The sequence below is a fragment of the Paraburkholderia monticola genome, assembly GCF_001580545.1.
In the GTDB taxonomy this organism is placed as follows: Bacteria; Pseudomonadota; Gammaproteobacteria; order Burkholderiales; family Burkholderiaceae; genus Paraburkholderia; species Paraburkholderia monticola.
In genome coordinates this window covers 213,711-229,496 of the sequence record NZ_LRBG01000004.1, presented here as the reverse complement: position 1 = coordinate 229,496, position 15,786 = coordinate 213,711, and the positions used below count along the sequence as shown (strand labels likewise).

Below are 15,786 nucleotides of genomic sequence, written 5' to 3'. Positions count from 1 at the left end.
TCGGCCACGACCGGCAAGCGCAACCGAGGAAACGTTCGACACGCTCCAAGTGCTTGTTGCGAAACAGTACACAGGCTGTCCAGGCGTTTTCCCCTGCTTATCCACAGCTCCCGTTGGATAAGTTAGCTGTACGATTTGCAGCTCTCGCATAGAATGTCGTTTTTCGCCGCCAGAGACCTCCAAGGCGGTGTATTTTTGAGATAGTACCAACGGCTTCATCCACGGTTGGGCGAAGCGACCCCACACACGCAACGGGCGTATCCCGGCAGGCAGTCGCCGGCATCGCACCAAAGCGGTAAATAAACGAATCGAAGATTATGAGCGAAGGCGTATACGGAGAACAGGCAACCGGGCGAGTGACCCACAGCCTCTTGCGATTGAGCACGGCGATGCGAAGCCAGGCTTGGGAATGGGCGGAAGGCGCAGGCCTGACGCCGACCCAGGGCGAAATCCTCGTGCTATTGATGCAACGCAAGGGGCCAATGCGTCTCGGCGAAATCGCGCGTGAAACGGCGCTGACCGCCGCGACCACCAGCGATGCGGTGAGCACGCTCGAAACCAAGGGCCTCGTCGAAAAGCGTCGCGCACTCGACGACGGTCGCGCGCTCGCGGTACGCCTGACTTCGCGTGGCCGCACCGCTGCCAAGCGCGCCGCGCAATGGCCGGACTTCCTGGCCAAGGCGGTCGGCACGCTGCGCGACGACGAGCAGGCCGTGTTCTACCGCACGCTGCTCAAGACCATCTATCAGCTCGAAGCGCAAGAGACGATGCCGTCGCATCGCATGTGCCTGAGCTGCACGCATTTCCAGCCGAGCAAGAATCCGAAGAAGACGCCGCATCACTGCGCCGCGCTCGACCTGAACATGTCGGACACCGATCTGCGTCTTGACTGCTCCGTGCACGAGACCGCGGACGTCGCCACCCAGAAGAAAACCTGGAAAATCTTCGCCCAGTAACGCGACGTTTTCCGGGGCAATCCGCTAACATGGCCTGGCCGGCAACGGCGGGCGGCGCAAGCCTCCCGCCGTTGCCGGCTGGTGCCGTGTGAGGATAGAGTCGCTCTCGGCAAGTCGTTAGTTAACCTGAGGATAGGGCAGGCCGATGAATCGGGAAGTACTGGCCATTCGCCATGTGCACTTCGAGGATCTGGGGAGTCTCGAGCTCGTGCTCGGCGAGCGCGGGCGTCCGGTCCGTTATCTCGACGTGGGCGTGGCCCGCATCGAGGCGCCCAATCCGGTGGCGGCGTCGCTGCTGGTCGTCCTCGGCGGCCCCATCAGTGCCACCGACGACGCGCTGTACCCCACGCTCACGCCGCTGCTGTCGTTGATCGAAAAGCGCATCGCGGCCGGTCTGCCGACGCTCGGCATCTGTCTGGGCGCCCAGCTGGTCGCGCGGGCGCTCGGTGCGCGAGTCTATCCCGCGGCTCAGGCCGAACTCGGCTGGACGCCGCTCACGCTGACGGATGCCGGCCGCGCCTCGCCGCTCCGTCATCTGGATGGCGCTCATACGTCGATGCTGCATTGGCACGGCGATACCTTCGAACTACCCGCCAACGCGACCCGTCTCGCATCGACGCCGGCCTGCGAGAATCAGGCCTTCGCCTGGGGCGATCACGTGCTGGGCTTGCAGTGTCATCCCGAGATCCGCACCGACCGGTTCGAGCCCTGGCTGATTGGGAATGCGAATGAACTGGCCGGCCACGGCATCGACGCGCGTCAGTTGCGGGCCGACACCGCTCAATACGGCCCCGCCCTCGAAGCCGCCGCGTGCCGGATGTTCGGCGAGTGGCTCGATCAGGTCGAGCCGAAGGCCTGATTGGCCGACCGAATGGCCCCGCTAGCGCCCGGCCAGGCGCCACGTTCATGCAGTAAACCGCTTGCAGTGCTATCCTCGATCGCTCTCGGGCTTTCACCGGACATCATCCATGAGCGCGCTTTTCTCTCCGCTCACGCTGCGTAGCGTGACGCTTCCCAATCGTATCGTCGTCTCCCCGATGTGCCAGTACTCCGCGGAACGCGGTGAAGCGGTCGCGTGGCACATGATTCACCTTGGCAGTCTCGCGCTGTCCGGCGCGGGGATGCTGTGCATCGAAGCGACCGCGGTCGAGCCGGATGGCCGTATCACCCCCGGCGATCTCGGCTTGTGGGATGACGCGACCGAAGAGGCGCTCGTGCCGGTGCTGGCCGCGATCCGCAAGCATTCGAATATCACCGTGACGATGCAACTGGCGCATGCGGGCCGCAAGGCGTCGAGCCATGTGCCGTGGGACGGCGGCCAGCTGATTCCGGTGTCGCAAGGCGGGTGGCTGCCGCATGCGCCGTCGGCGCTGCCGCACAAACCGGGCGAGGAGCCGCCGCTTGCGCTCGATGTGGCCGGCCTGAACCGGATTCGCGAGGCGTTCGCCGCATCCGCGCGGCGAGCCGCGCGTCTGGGCATCAATGCGCTGGAAGTACATGCCGCGCACGGCTATCTGCTGCATCAGTTCCTGTCGCCGATCGCGAATCAGCGCACCGACGACTACGGCGGCTCGCTCGAAAACCGCATGCGTTTTCCGCTCGAAATCTTCGACATCGTGCGCGCCGCGTTCCCTGCCGACAAACCGGTCGGCGTGCGCGTGTCGGCGACCGACTGGGTCGAAGGCGGCTGGACGCTCGAAGACACGATCGCATTTGCGCACGAGCTGGAAAAGCGCGGTTGCGACTGGATCGACGTGTCGTCGGGCGGGGTATCGCCGTTGCAAAAAATTCCGCTCGAGCCCGGCTATCAGATTCCGTTCGCCAGGGCGGTCAAGCACGCAACCGGTCTCACGACGATCGGCGTGGGGCTCATCACCGATCCGTTGCACGCCGAGCAACTGATCGAAGCGGGCGACGCCGACCTGATCGCGCTGGCTCGCGCGTTGCTCTATAACCCGCGCTGGCCGTGGCATGCCGCCGCTCAACTCGGCGCAACCGTCGATGCGCCGCCGCAGTACTGGCGTTCGCAACCGCGCGAGCAGAAGGCGCTGTTTGGGGAGATTTCGTTCGGTCAACGCTGACGCTCGTCGCAGGTTGAATGAACGCATCGGCTGACGGTTGAAGGAAGCCGTCGACAGCGTGTAGGATGCCGGTTGTGACGCGATGCGCGTCGCAAGTCGACGCGGCGCTCGCAGGGCGCCGCGTTTGCTATTCGCGTCAGAAAAAGCCGCGCGCAAGACGCGCCTGACGATTGCCAGACTTCATTCCCCAGTTCTTCACAAGGATTCATTCAATGAATTCACGCAGGATCGCCGTGCGCCGTTCGGGTGTGCACGGCAAAGGCGTGTTTGCTCTCGAGCCGATCGCGGCCGGCGAGCGGCTGATCGAATACAAGGGCGAGCGGATTAGCTGGAAAGAAGCGTTGCGCCGTCATCCGCATAATCCCGCTGAACCGAATCACACGTTTTATTTCGCGCTGGATAACGGCAAGGTCATCGACGGGAAGGTGAACGGCAATAGCGCGCGCTGGATCAACCATTCGTGCGCGCCAAACTGCGAGGCCGAGGAAATCGACGGGCACGTCTACGTGCATGCGCTGCGCGATATCGCGGAAGGCGAGGAAGTCTTTTACGACTACGGCCTTGTGATCGACGCGCGTCAGACGAAAAAGCTGAAGAAGGAATACGAATGCCGCTGCGGCGCCCGCAAGTGTCGCGGCACGATGCTGGCGCCGCCGGAGAAGGGCAAGGGCGGCGGCAAGTCGGGCAAAGGCGCCGACAAGCCGGAGAAGTCGAGCAAATCGGCGAAGAAAGCGAAGAAGAAATAAGCCGCGGCAGGGGCGCGCGGCGGCTCACATGCCTATAAATCGACCGGCGCCGAGTGCGCCGGTTTTTTCGTGGCGCGCCGCGTGTCGGCATCGTTGGCGGCCGCCGCGATTGCGGACGCGCCGGGCGGCAGCAACGGGATCCTTACGATAAAGCGTGCGCCGCCCTCCGGCGCATCCTCGTAATGCACGCTGCCATGGTGCAACACCATGATGTCGTGGACGATCGCGAGGCCCAGACCCGCGCCGCTGTCGACACCCGCGTCGGCCTGCCCGTCGCCGCGGAAGAATCGCTTGAACAGATCCACCTGCTGCGAACGCGGCACGCCCGGCCCATTGTCTTCGACGATGATCTCAGCCATGCGCAGATCGTCGATCAAGGTCTGCGAAACCGTCACCGTGATACGCCCGCCGTCTGCGCGCGAGGGCGGCACATACTTCAGCGCGTTATCGAGCAGATTCGCGATCACTTCGTGCAGCAGCACCGGGTTGCCGCGCGCCATCAAGGGATCATCGTTCGACGGATCGTCGAGCCGCTGGAAGCCGAGATCCACGTGTACCCGGAGCGCACGCGGCACCCATTCTGCGCCGGTGTCGAAGGCGAGCGCCGCCATGTCGACATTGGCGAAGCGGGCCGCCTGCTCGCCCGGCTCGGCGCGCGCGAGCGACAGCAATTGATTCGACAGCCGCACCGCGCGGTCGGCCGCGGCGCGCAGCTCGCGCACGGCCGCGAGCGTCTGCTGCGGATCGCGTGCGACGGCTGCCTGCTCGGCATGCAGCTTCACCGCGGTGAGCGGCGTGCGCAACTGATGCGCGGCATCGGCGATGAACTTGCGCTGCGCATCGAGGGCGGCTTTCAGTCGATCGAGCAGCGCGTTCAGCGCGCCCGTCAGAGGACGGATTTCGACCGGCACATAGGTTTCGTCGACCGGTTCGAGCGACGTGTGCGTCTGCCGGTTCAGCGAATCGGCGAGCGCGGTCAGCGGATTGAGCTGCTGATTGACGACGCGCCACACGATCACCCAGCCGGCCAGCAGCAACAGCAGCAGCGGCATCATGATCGCGACCAGGAATTCGGCGGCGATGCGAAAGCGGTGATGCACGGGCTGGCCCACTTCGACGACGATCGGATTGCCGCTCGGTTGTTCGACCCGCACCTGCGCGACCCGCACCGTCACGCCTTGGTGCTGCGTTTCGAACACGTACGCATAATGCATGCGGCGCACGTTGGTGCCTTGCAGCGGCAGATTGTTGTCGCCGGCGATTTCGACATCGCCGGTGCTGATCCGGTAGACCAGATGTTCGACCGGGTCGGAGAACATGGCCTGCGCGAGCGGCGGCACCGTGATCGGCGCTTCCGGTCCGGCAATCTGGATCTGTTTGGAGATGGCGGTCGCGAGGTCCGCGAGCGAGCGGTCGACCACGTGCTGCGTGTACTGCCAGGCGAGCCAGTAGGCGATCAGGCCGCTCATCAGCGCGAGCAGCGACAGGGGAGCAGCGAGGCGCCGCAGCAGCGTGCGGCGCAGACTATTGGCGGCCGGCTGGTGCATGGTCGTACGCGCGGGAAAGTGGCAACTGCGAAGACAACGGCGCGACGCGCCCTGGGACAGTCCGGATGCGGTCACGGCGCGCGGCGGGCACAGCCGATGCGCGGCGCCGCTCCGGCGCCGTCAGGCCGCGACACAAGGCGCGGCCTTCACGACGATTATGCGGCTTGGCGGATTTCCTGCAACAGGTAGCCAAAGCCACGCACGGTGACGATTTCGACACGGCAGTTCTCGAGCTTCTTGCGCACGCGGTGCACGTAGACTTCAATCGCGGTATCGCCGAGATCACCGCCGAAGTGCGTCAGGTGATCCTGCAGTTGCGCCTTGCTGACGACGCGGCCGTGACGCAGCAGCAGCATTTCGAGCACCGCGAATTCACGCGGTGACAACTCGAGCGGCTTGTCGTCGTTGAAGATGCGGCGGTCGACGCCCGAGAGCCGGACGCCACCCAGCGACACTTCCGGACGCGGCATGTCGCCATGCGGACCGCTGCGGCGCATCACCGCGCGGATGCGCGCTTCGAGTTCGGCCGGTTCGAACGGCTTGAGCATGTAGTCGTCGGCGCCCGAATTCAGGCCTTGCACGCGGTCGTTCAGTTCGTCGCGCGCGGTCAGGATGATCACGGGTGTGTGGCGATTGCTCTGACGGAAACGCGACAGCAGCGTCATGCCGTCGATGCCCGGCAGACCCAGATCGAGGATCACCAGTTCGTGGCGGTTTTGCGTGAGGGCCTGCTCGGCAAAGATGCCGTCATGGACCATGTCGACCGTGAAGCCGGCTTGTTCGAGACTGCTTTGGATGCCGCGTGCGATGGGGCGGTCATCTTCGATCAGAAGGAGTCGCATGGATTTCGCTCAAGTACAATGGGTTTAGGCGTGTGGGCAACCGGTTCGCCGGGGCGCCTGCTGCACAGGCAACAGCGCGCGCAGCGACGCAAAACGCGCCACGACGCAACTGTCGAGCCGACTCGAAGCGCCTTGCTAGCCATCACGAAGTCATGTCCGAGATCAGCATTCACGAACTGGAAGCCGCGATCAACTTCTGGCGCGCCCGCTCACCTTCGAGCGGCGACGAACACGTGCTGTGCAAGGAGGCAAGCGCACTCTCCAAGCCGTATGCGCTGCTGATTGTACAGCGTCAGCAGTCGCTATCACTGGATCGTTTCGACCCGATTGCAAGGCAGGCGTGGGAAGCTTACGTTCAACTTAAGAATAGCCTGTAGAACTGAAGGTTTACCCAGGGAATTGCCTGCATTGCCCTTTCATTGTGACCTGATTACCCAATAAGTTGTGTACAAAGACGCATAAAAACCGGTAATTATTTGTATTGCACAGTAATACTTTCGATGAACCCGGCAAGCGCGATGTCGCGTTCAGTCACGCCGTTCGCTTCATGGGTGGACAGCGTAATCTCGACCTTGTTGTACACATTGAACCACTCGGGGTGGTGATCCATCTCCTGCGCCTTGATCGCGACGCGCGTCATGAAGCCGAACGCCTCGTTGAAGTCGGCGAACTCGAATGTGCGGCGGATCGCGTCACGCTCCGTCACGCTTTCCCAGCGATTCAGTTTCGCCAGTTGCTGGGTTCGTTCGTCGGAAGTCAGTTTCTGAATCATGGTCTTGCCTCGCTGGTCGAACAGGCTCGCCGGCGGGCGGGCGCAGCCGATATTTTTTCATGGTTACGAAACCGGCGCCGCGCGCTCGCCTCGGGTCGGCGTGCGCCGGCTTGGCGCTCAAACGTCGCCGCCGGCGAGCCAGCCTTCGCGAGTTCCGCGCGTGATCACGCAGTCGCTCGCGAGGACGTCGCCCGCGGCGTAGGCGGAAGCGTCGGCGAGTCTCGTCAGCAGCGGCGCGAAGTCGGTTTGCGCGACGCCGAACAGCTGCGCGAAGTCATCGATGACGAAGTAGGTTTTTTGGAAAGTGTCGATGCGATAGCGCGTGCGCATCACGCGTGCCAGCGCGAAGCCTAGCCGGTTGGGCGCCGCGCTTTGCTGGCTGTACAGCGTCTCGCCCCTGCTCGACACGATGCCCGCGCCGTAGATTTTCACGCCGTTCGGGCTCGCGGCATCGCGAATCAGTCCGAACTCCACTGTGTACCAATAGAGCCGCGCGAGCAGCGGCAGCGCGCCCGCGTCATTGGCCGCGAGCGCGGCGCGTCCATACGCGTGCATGTAGTCGGCGAAGACCGGGTTGATCAGCAGCGGCACATGGCCGAACAGATCGTGAAAGCAGTCCGGTTCCTGCAGATAGTCGAGCTGATCCGGGCGACGCATCCACCACGTGACCGGAAAGCGGCGATTCGCGAGATGCTCGAAAAACACCTGATCCGGCACGAGGCCCGGCACCGCGACGATGCGCCAGCCCGTCGCGGGCGTGAGCTTCGCGTTGACTTCGTCGAAGGACGGCACGCGCCCGGACGGCAGGCCGATACGCTCGACCCCGGCGAGGAATTCATCGCAGACGCGGCCCTCGAGCAAGGCCGTTTGCCGTGCGTACAGCTGTTGCCAGACCGCGTGGTCGACCGCGCCGTAGCGTTCGAGCGGCTGGTCGATCGTAAAGTCGGCGCGGGTTTCGAGACCGGCGTCGAACTGTTCTTTCAGTTTGGCGGTGCTGGCGGCGGTGGACATGGCGAAGCTGCTTTGACGAGGTGAATCTTTTTAGGTCGATGAATGCGAGTGTAGAGCGAGGTGCACGCGGGAGGGGCGCAAGATTGGCGTGATGGCGCGTCGATATGCAATAATCGTGCATCAAATGGCAATTACATGCGGGAAATGACCATGCTGGAACTCGATCACTTCGATCTCGCGCTACTCGACGTGCTGCAGCGCTTTGGCCGCGCCACGCATCAGCAACTGGCCGAGCAGGTGCCGCTGTCGCCGTCGCAGATCGGGCGGCGCTTGCAGCGGCTGGAACAGATTGGCGTGGTGGACGGCTATCGCGTCGTGTTGCGGCAAGAGAAGCTTGGGCTCGGCGTCACCGCTTTCACGAGCCTGAAGCTGAAGCATCACGGCGATTCGATCATCGAACAGTTTCAACAGCAGATCGACGTGCTGCCCGAAGTGCTCGAATGTCACGCAGTCGTCGGCGACGCCGATTATCTGCTGCGGATCGTCGCGCCGGATCTGAACTACCTGTCGACTTTCGTGATGAAGAAGCTGATGCGTGTGCCGGGCGTCGATAGCGTGCGCTCGAATATCGTGCTGACCACGTTCAAGCGCAATGGCCCGTTGCCGCTCGGGCATCTGGCGCCGGGAGCGGCGGCGGGTTGAGGGTTTGAGGATGCGGCGGGAAGCGCCGAGGGGACGGAAGCAGGAGCCGCGCGTGTCGTGCCGCGGCCCCCGGGGTGACGCGATGTTTATGCCGCCTGCTTCGGCTCGTCTTCGGCATTGAGCAGATCGACGTACGCGACCGGGACCAGATCCGCTTCGGACACGCCGAGACGTTTGAACATCGCGTGCGCTTCGGCGTGGCCGCCTTCCTCGTCGTCGTCCTGCGCGAGCACCACTTCGAGTTCGATGAAATCGCCGAGACCGTCGACGCGATCGAGGTGAATCCGCGTGCGTCCGCTCAGATACACGTGCCGTTCCTTCGAGACGATGCCGCGCGTCGTCAGTGCGGTCGCGAGCAGCGCATGCATCGCCTCGGGATTCGTCACCGGGCTGCGCGTGTAGTACGACGCCTTCGGGCCGTCGCGGTCATCGCGCTGGTAGAAGATCAGCTCGGCCGGCGTGCCGTCGTCGAACTGGCGCAGCTTCAGGCGGCCGCGCGGCACGTCGTAGAAAAAGTCCTGCTGGCGAAAGATCAAAGGCGCCTCCGTCGCGAGTTGCGCGGCGCGTTCGAGCAGTTGGTCGAAATGCTGGGCGCGGGCTTTGATTTCGATATTGCGTGCCATGTCAGGCTCCTGTGGGTGGATGGAGTGGCCTGCGGCTTCGGGGTTGGCGGTGTTGCCGGGGAGAAGCCGCCGGGAAGGACAAAGTCAGGCGAAACGGAAAGCGGAGCGAGGGCGCCGCGCGGGCGCAAACCGACAATCTAGCAAAAACTTCGTGACGGAGCGGTTTCAGTCACGCAGCCAGGCGCGCGAGGCGCGGGCATTAGCGCGACTCATATCGCGACGCGAGGCGGATCGCCTCCGCTCAGGTGGCCCACTGCTGTTCGATCAGCTTCAACGCCGCCGCGATCGCGGGCTCTTCCTTGCGCTCCTCTAGCGTGATGAAGCTCAACTGCGTCGGCACGGTGATGCCATCGACGATCGTCAGCGCGTGCGCGTGCGCCTCGGCGATCGCCGTCGCATCGCGCGCGAGCGTCAGACCGACCCCCGACTTGACCAGATCGAGCATCGACGGCTCCTGGTCGACCTCGGCCACCTTGACCGGCTTCACACCCGCCTCGCTGAAATAGCGCGACAGCAGCCGGTTGTGGGCGGACGCCGGCGGCGTCCAGATCCACGGCAGCGCCGCGAGCGAGCGCCAGTCGCGCGCACCCTTCACGCGGTCTTTCCAGCCTGCCGGGGCGAGCACGCGGTACTGGAAGTGGGTGAGCGTGATCGCGTGAAAAGCGGCGCCGTCGCGCGGGTCGTCGTCGGACGGCAGGCCGATGTAGTAGCCGACGTCGAGCTCGCCCGCGCGAATCTGCTCGCGTACCCAGCCCGACATGCCGTGGCGCAGCGCGGTTTCGATCTGCGGCCAGGTCTCGACGAGCTGCTTCAGGAAACCGCCGAGGCGCAGAAACGCGGGGTCGAGAATGGTGCCGATACGCAGCCGCCCACGCACTTCCTGGCGCAGCGTCTGCGCCGCGCGTTGCACGTCGGCCGCCGCGCCGAGCGCGCGTTCGGCATGCGGCAGCAGCGCCTGACCGTCGCGCGTGAGCGCCAGCCCGTGCGAAGTCCGCGTGAACAGCGTCACGCCGAGTGCTTCCTGCAAGTGCTTGATTTGCAGGCTGACGGCGGGTTGGGTCAGATGCAGTTGCACCGCGGCACGCGTGAGGTTGCCCTCGCGTGCGACGGTGGCGAAAGCCCTAAGCAGAGTCAGATCCATAACCTGATATTAGCGCGCCTTATAGCGCAGTTGAGCATTACTCATTGGATTTGTCGCCTGCAAGCGCCGTACGCTTGGCGTTCAGCACGCTTTTGGCGCGCGGTATCACGCGCGAAGCGGACGATTTCACAGGACGAGGAACGAGATGAGCGAGACATATCCCAACGAAACTGCGCCGAACGAAGTCGCACGCAGCGCGGCGGTCCCGCGCGCGTTGAGTCATTTCATCAACGGCAAGCCCGTCGAAGGCACGAGCGGCCGCTTCGGCGACGTCTTCAATCCGGCGCTCGGCAGCGTCAGCTCGCGCGTGCCGCTCGCGAGCGTCGCCGAGGTGGACGCCGCGGTCGCCGCCGCGAAAGCCGCATTTCCCGCATGGAGCGAAACCGCGCCGATCAAACGTGCGCGCGTGCTGTTCAAGTTCAAGGAATTGCTCGACCGTCATCACGACGAACTCGCGGAGCTGATTACGCGTGAGCACGGCAAGGTGTTTTCCGACGCGAAGGGCGAGGTGATGCGCGGCATCGAGATCGTCGAATTCGCGTGCGGCATTCCGAATCTGCTGAAGACGGATTTCACCGATCAGATCGGCGGCGGGATCGACAACTGGAATCTGCGTCAGCCGATCGGCGTGGTCGCAGGCATCACGCCGTTCAATTTCCCGATGATGGTGCCGTGCTGGATGTTCCCGGTCGCGATCGCGTGCGGCAACACCTTCGTGCTGAAGCCGTCCGAACGCGATCCGTCCGCGTCGAACCGGCTCGCCGAACTGCTGAAGGAAGCGGGGCTGCCGGACGGCGTGTTCAACGTCGTGCATGGCGACAAGGTGGCGGTCGATGCGCTGCTCGTGCATCCGGAAGTCAGCGCGCTGTCGTTCGTCGGCTCGACGCCGATCGCCGAATACATCTATACGGAAGGCACCCGGCACGGCAAGCGCGTCCAGGCCCTGGGCGGAGCGAAGAATCACCTCGTCGTGATGCCCGACGCCGATCTCGATCAGGCCGTCGACGCCCTGATCGGCGCGGCCTACGGCTCGGCAGGCGAGCGCTGCATGGCGATTTCGGTGGCAGTCGCGGTGGGGCATATCGCCGATGAGCTGATCGAGCGTCTGACGCCGCGCGTGGAGAGTCTGAAGATTCTCAACGGCATGGAAGCCGCGGCGGAGATGGGGCCGCTCGTCACCGGCGCGCATCGCGACAAGGTGGTCGGCTATATCGACGCTGGCGTCGCGGCGGGCGCGAAGCTCGTCGTCGATGGACGCGGCCATCAGGTCGCGGGGCACGAGAAGGGTTTCTTCCTCGGCGGCACGCTGTTCGACGATGTCTCGACCGACATGAAGATCTATCGCGAGGAGATTTTCGGACCGGTGCTGTGCGTCGTGCGCGTGCCTGACTTCGCCTCTGCGGTCGAGTTGATCAACGCGAATCAGTTCGCGAACGGCGTGTCGCTGTTCACGTCCGATGGCGGCATTGCGCGCGCGTTCTCGCGGCAGATCGAGATCGGCATGGTGGGCATCAACGTGCCGATACCGGTGCCGATGGCCTGGCATTCGTTCGGCGGCTGGAAGAAGTCTCTGTTTGGCGATCATCACGCGTATGGCGAGGAAGGCGTGCGCTTCTATACGCGCTACAAGAGCATCATGCAGCGCTGGCCCGACAGCATCGCCAAGGGCGCCGAGTTCACGATGCCGGTCGCCAAGTGACCGGGCGCCCTCGCGCACTTCTGGTCCGCAAGGGAGCCAACCAAAAATAAAAGCGCATCGTCGCGCATGCGTGGAAGCGATCAGGCGTCCACGCTTGCGCCACGAAAATGCTTAGGAGACTGAACGATGCGTCATACCGACAGTACGCCCCGCGCCGCACGGCGACTCGAAGGCGAATTCGACTACATCATCGTCGGCGCCGGCACCGCGGGTTGCGTGCTCGCGAACCGGCTCACCGAAGATCCCGACGTCCACGTGCTGCTGCTCGAAGCCGGCGGCAAGGACGACTACCACTGGATTCACGTGCCGGTCGGCTACCTGTACTGCATCGGCAATCCGCGCACTGACTGGCTGTACAAGACGCAGGCGGAGCCGGGTCTGAACGGTCGCGCGCTATCGTATCCACGGGGACGCGTGCTCGGCGGCAGTTCGTCGATCAACGGCATGATCTATATGCGCGGCCAGCGTGAAGACTACGACGAATGGGCGCGCGTGACGAACGACAGCGCGTGGTCATGGAACGCGGTGCTGCCGGTCTTCAAGCGCAGCGAGGATCACCACGGCGGCGCCACCGAAGCGCACGGCGCGGGTGGACCGTGGCGCGTCGAAAAGCAGCGCCTCAAATGGAGGATTCTCGAAGAGTTCGCACAAGCCGCGCAGCAAACCGGCATCCCCGCCACCGACGACTTCAATCGCGGCGACAACACGGGCGTTGGCTACTTCGACGTCAATCAGAAACGCGGCATTCGCTGGAATGCGTCGAAGGCATTCTTGCGGCCGGCGTTGAAGCGGGGAAATCTGACGGTCATCACCGGTGCCCAGACGCAACGTGTCGTGTTCGACGGTCGCCGCTGCACCGGGGTCGAATATCGTGGCGGCGACGTCGACTATCTCGCCAAAGCGCGTTGTGAAGTGCTTCTTTGCGCAGGCGCAGTCAACTCGCCGCAACTGCTCGAACTGTCCGGCGTGGGCGATGGCGCGCGTCTGCAGAATCTCGGCATCGAGGTCGTGCAGGATCTGCGCGGCGTCGGGGAAAATCTGCAGGATCATCTGCAACTGCGCATGGCGTATCAGGTGCAGGGCGTGCGCACGCTGAATACGATGTCCGCGCACTGGTGGGGCAAGCTGATGATCGGCATGCAGTACGCGCTGTTTCGGAGCGGACCGATGTCGATGTCGCCATCGCAACTCGGCGCGTTCGCGAAATCCGATGTCGGCGATCGCTCGCTCACGCGACCCGATCTCGAGTATCACGTGCAGCCTTTGTCGCTCGACCGGTTCGGCGAACCGCTGCATCGCTTCAATGCGTTCACGGCATCGGTGTGCCAGTTGCGCCCTACGTCGCGCGGCAGCATCCATATCGGCTCGGCCGATGCATCTGCGCCGCCGTTGATCGCGCCGAACTATCTGTCGACCGATTACGACCGCCACGTCGCCGCGAACGCGCTGCGTCTCACACGTCGCATCGTGGCGGCACCCGCGCTTGCGCGTTATCAGCCGCGGGAGATGCTGCCGGGCCTCCAGTATCAGAGCGAAGAAGAATTGCAGCAGGCCGCGGGCGCGGTCGGCACGACGATCTTCCATCCGGTCGGCACCTGCCGCATGGGCACGCGGGACGATCCCGCCGCGGTCGTCGACAACCGGCTACGTGTTCTCGGAGTGGAAGGCTTGCGTGTCGTCGATGCTTCGGTGATGCCGAACATCACGTCGGGCAACACGAATTCGCCGACGCTGATGATCGCCGAGCGCGCGAGCGACATGATCCGCGAAGATCGCCGTGCGCGCGTGAACGGCAGCATGGCCGTGCAAGCGAGTGTCGCTGCGTCGATGTCGGCTGTGTGACACGCATGCGTGACATGCCGCAAGAGCGCATCGGTCATGTTTTCCGCCATCATGTGACGCATGTGAATCGCGCGTCGTGTACGCACGGCGTGGGCCTCATTCACTAAGTGCAAATCCCAATGAATGCGCTGCATCATTGGCGCGACAATGGCAGCCATGCTGCGCGCCGCACCATGGATTACCGTCCAGATTGGTGCAGCACGCAAGGAGCGGCAAGGGGTGCCGCCAACATAACAAGTCGCGCGGGGTTTCGCGCGGAAGATCGTAGTGCTTCGCCTTACTCCGTATGGAAGGGAACATGATTCTCGGCGATACGATTCTCGAAACGCGCGGCCTCACCCGTGAGTTCAAAGGCTTTGTCGCCGTGAACGGGGTGAACCTGCGCGTGCGCCGTGGCTCCATCCATGCGCTGATCGGCCCCAATGGAGCCGGCAAGACCACCTGCTTCAATCTGCTCACCAAATTTCTCGAACCCACCGCGGGTCAGATCGTTTTCAACGGCGTCGACATCACGAGCGAGCGCCCCGCGCAGATCGCGCGTCGCGGCATCATCCGTTCGTTCCAGATTTCCGCGGTATTTCCACATTTGACGGCATTGCAGAACGTGCGCATCGGTTTGCAGCGCTCGCTCGGCACCGCATTTCACTTCTGGAAGAGCGAGCGGACGCTGCAACGTCTGAACGATCGCGCGATGGATCTGCTGACCCAGGTCGGCCTGACCGATTTCGCCGATGTGTTGACGGTCGAGCTTGCCTACGGCCGCAAGCGCGCACTCGAAATCGCGACCACGCTCGCGATGGAACCGGAATTGATGCTGCTCGACGAGCCGACGCAAGGCATGGGTCATGAGGATGTCGACCGCGTGACTGCGCTGATCAAGAAAGTATCGGCGGGCCGCACGATCCTGATGGTCGAGCACAACATGAACGTGATCGCCGGTATCTCCGACACGATCACCGTGCTGCAACGGGGCGAAGTGCTCGCCGAGGGCAGCTACGCGGAAGTGTCGAAGAATCCGCTCGTGATGCAAGCCTACATGGGCAGCGCCGACGCGGCGCTCGCCGGAGCCCACGCATGAATACGACGGTCGAGCGCGAAGGCCTCGAAGCGAACGAAACTAAAAGCGGCGCACCCGCGCTGGAAATCGCGGGATTGCAAGCCTGGTACGGGGAATCCCACATTCTGCACGGCGTCGATCTGTCGGTCGGCCGCGGCGAGGTCGTGACGTTGCTCGGGCGCAATGGCGCGGGCCGCACCACGACGCTGCGCGCGATCATGGGCCTCACGGGGCGCCGCACCGGTTCGATCCGGATCGGTGGACGCGAAACGATCGACCTGCCGACGCATCGCATCGCGCATTGCGGCATCGGCTATTGCCCGGAAGAGCGCGGCATTTTTTCGAGCCTGTCGTGCGAGGAAAATCTGCTGCTGCCGCCGCCCGTCGGCGACAAGGCGCACATGATGTCGCTCGAGGAAATCTACGCGATGTTCCCGAACCTGTACGAGCGGCGCATGAGCCAGGGCACGCGGCTCTCGGGCGGCGAGCAGCAGATGCTCGCGGTCGCGCGGATTCTGCGCACCGGTGCGAATCTGCTGCTGCTCGACGAAATCTCGGAAGGGCTCGCGCCGGTGATCGTGCAGGCGCTCGCGCGCATGATCATCACGCTGAAGTCGCGCGGCTACACGATCGTGATGGTCGAGCAGAACTTCCGCTTTGCCGCGCCACTCGCGGACCGCTTCTATGTGATGGAGCACGGCATGATCGTCGAGCGTTTCGGGGCCAGCGAGCTCGAAGGCAAGATGCCGGTACTGCACGATTTACTGGGCGTATAGACACGGACCTACACGCGCCCGACTGCCTCTGATAACCACAAGCGAAGAACC

General features: G+C 64.0%; 16 protein-coding genes. 10 read left to right on the top strand and 6 right to left on the bottom strand.

Going from position 1 to position 15,786, the window contains the following annotated elements; translation table 11 throughout:
- Positions 1-317: 317 nt before the first annotated feature.
- The 4 genes from CI15_RS05950 (at position 318) to CI15_RS05935 (ending at position 3,783) form a co-directional block, all read left to right on the top strand.
- Positions 318-956 (top strand): MarR family winged helix-turn-helix transcriptional regulator, encoded by a 639-nt coding sequence (locus tag CI15_RS05950; protein WP_062125215.1) that lies wholly within the window; start codon positions 318-320, stop codon positions 954-956.
- A 145-nt stretch (positions 957-1,101) separates the two neighbouring features.
- A complete protein-coding gene (locus tag CI15_RS05945; protein WP_062125213.1) occupies positions 1,102-1,815 on the top strand; it encodes a glutamine amidotransferase in 714 nt (237 codons plus the stop codon).
- A gap of 109 nt (positions 1,816-1,924) precedes the next feature.
- Positions 1,925-3,037: an NADH:flavin oxidoreductase/NADH oxidase gene (locus CI15_RS05940; RefSeq protein ID WP_062125211.1), complete on the top strand. Its 1,113-nt coding sequence runs from the start codon at positions 1,925-1,927 to the stop codon at positions 3,035-3,037.
- 212 nt (positions 3,038-3,249) lie between these two features.
- A complete protein-coding gene (locus CI15_RS05935; RefSeq protein ID WP_062125209.1) occupies positions 3,250-3,783 on the top strand; it encodes an SET domain-containing protein in 534 nt (177 codons plus the stop codon).
- Between the two features lie 32 nt (positions 3,784-3,815).
- Here the strand turns inward: CI15_RS05935 and CI15_RS05930 are convergent, their stop codons facing one another.
- Positions 3,816-5,330 (bottom strand): sensor histidine kinase, encoded by a 1,515-nt coding sequence (locus CI15_RS05930; RefSeq protein ID WP_062125207.1) that lies wholly within the window; start codon positions 5,328-5,330, stop codon positions 3,816-3,818.
- Positions 5,331-5,485: 155 nt separating this feature from the next.
- Complete coding sequence (locus tag CI15_RS05925; RefSeq protein WP_013090980.1) at positions 5,486-6,172, bottom strand: response regulator; 687 nt, start codon at positions 6,170-6,172, stop codon at positions 5,486-5,488.
- A gap of 152 nt (positions 6,173-6,324) precedes the next feature.
- Here CI15_RS05925 and CI15_RS05920 point away from each other — a divergent pair, with 152 nt between their 5' ends.
- Positions 6,325-6,549, top strand: a complete 225-nt coding sequence (locus CI15_RS05920) for a DUF3717 domain-containing protein (protein WP_013090979.1) — start codon at positions 6,325-6,327, stop codon at positions 6,547-6,549.
- Between the two features lie 95 nt (positions 6,550-6,644).
- Here CI15_RS05920 and CI15_RS05915 read toward each other — a convergent pair whose 3' ends face one another.
- Together CI15_RS05915 and phhA are read right to left on the bottom strand one after the other, a co-directional pair.
- Complete coding sequence (locus tag CI15_RS05915; protein WP_277621027.1) at positions 6,645-6,968, bottom strand: 4a-hydroxytetrahydrobiopterin dehydratase; 324 nt, start codon at positions 6,966-6,968, stop codon at positions 6,645-6,647.
- A gap of 93 nt (positions 6,969-7,061) precedes the next feature.
- A complete protein-coding gene (phhA, locus tag CI15_RS05910; protein ID WP_062125203.1) occupies positions 7,062-7,955 on the bottom strand; it encodes a phenylalanine 4-monooxygenase in 894 nt (297 codons plus the stop codon).
- 150 nt (positions 7,956-8,105) lie between these two features.
- On the opposite strand from phhA, the gene CI15_RS05905 reads away from it, so the two are divergent.
- Positions 8,106-8,597: an Lrp/AsnC family transcriptional regulator gene (locus CI15_RS05905; RefSeq protein WP_062126110.1), complete on the top strand. Its 492-nt coding sequence runs from the start codon at positions 8,106-8,108 to the stop codon at positions 8,595-8,597.
- Positions 8,598-8,683: 86 nt separating this feature from the next.
- Here the strand turns inward: CI15_RS05905 and CI15_RS05900 are convergent, their stop codons facing one another.
- A complete protein-coding gene (locus tag CI15_RS05900; protein WP_062125201.1) occupies positions 8,684-9,220 on the bottom strand; it encodes a class IV adenylate cyclase in 537 nt (178 codons plus the stop codon).
- A 241-nt stretch (positions 9,221-9,461) separates the two neighbouring features.
- Complete coding sequence (locus CI15_RS05895) at positions 9,462-10,361, bottom strand: LysR family transcriptional regulator (RefSeq protein ID WP_062125199.1); 900 nt, start codon at positions 10,359-10,361, stop codon at positions 9,462-9,464.
- Positions 10,362-10,506: 145 nt separating this feature from the next.
- Here CI15_RS05895 and CI15_RS05890 point away from each other — a divergent pair, with 145 nt between their 5' ends.
- From CI15_RS05890 to CI15_RS05875, 4 genes are all read left to right on the top strand, one after another.
- On the top strand, positions 10,507-12,060 hold the full coding sequence (locus CI15_RS05890) for a CoA-acylating methylmalonate-semialdehyde dehydrogenase (protein ID WP_062125197.1): 1,554 nt from the start codon (positions 10,507-10,509) through the stop codon (positions 12,058-12,060).
- 126 nt (positions 12,061-12,186) lie between these two features.
- Positions 12,187-13,902 (top strand): GMC family oxidoreductase, encoded by a 1,716-nt coding sequence (locus tag CI15_RS05885; protein ID WP_062125195.1) that lies wholly within the window; start codon positions 12,187-12,189, stop codon positions 13,900-13,902.
- 298 nt (positions 13,903-14,200) lie between these two features.
- Positions 14,201-14,980, top strand: coding sequence for an ABC transporter ATP-binding protein (locus CI15_RS05880; protein WP_062125193.1), 780 nt, complete (start codon positions 14,201-14,203; stop codon positions 14,978-14,980).
- Entirely contained in the window at positions 14,977-15,735 is a 759-nt protein-coding gene (locus tag CI15_RS05875) for an ABC transporter ATP-binding protein (RefSeq protein ID WP_062125190.1), read from the top strand. The genes CI15_RS05880 and CI15_RS05875 overlap by 4 nt, the downstream gene beginning before the upstream one ends.
- Positions 15,736-15,786: the final 51 nt, after the last annotated feature.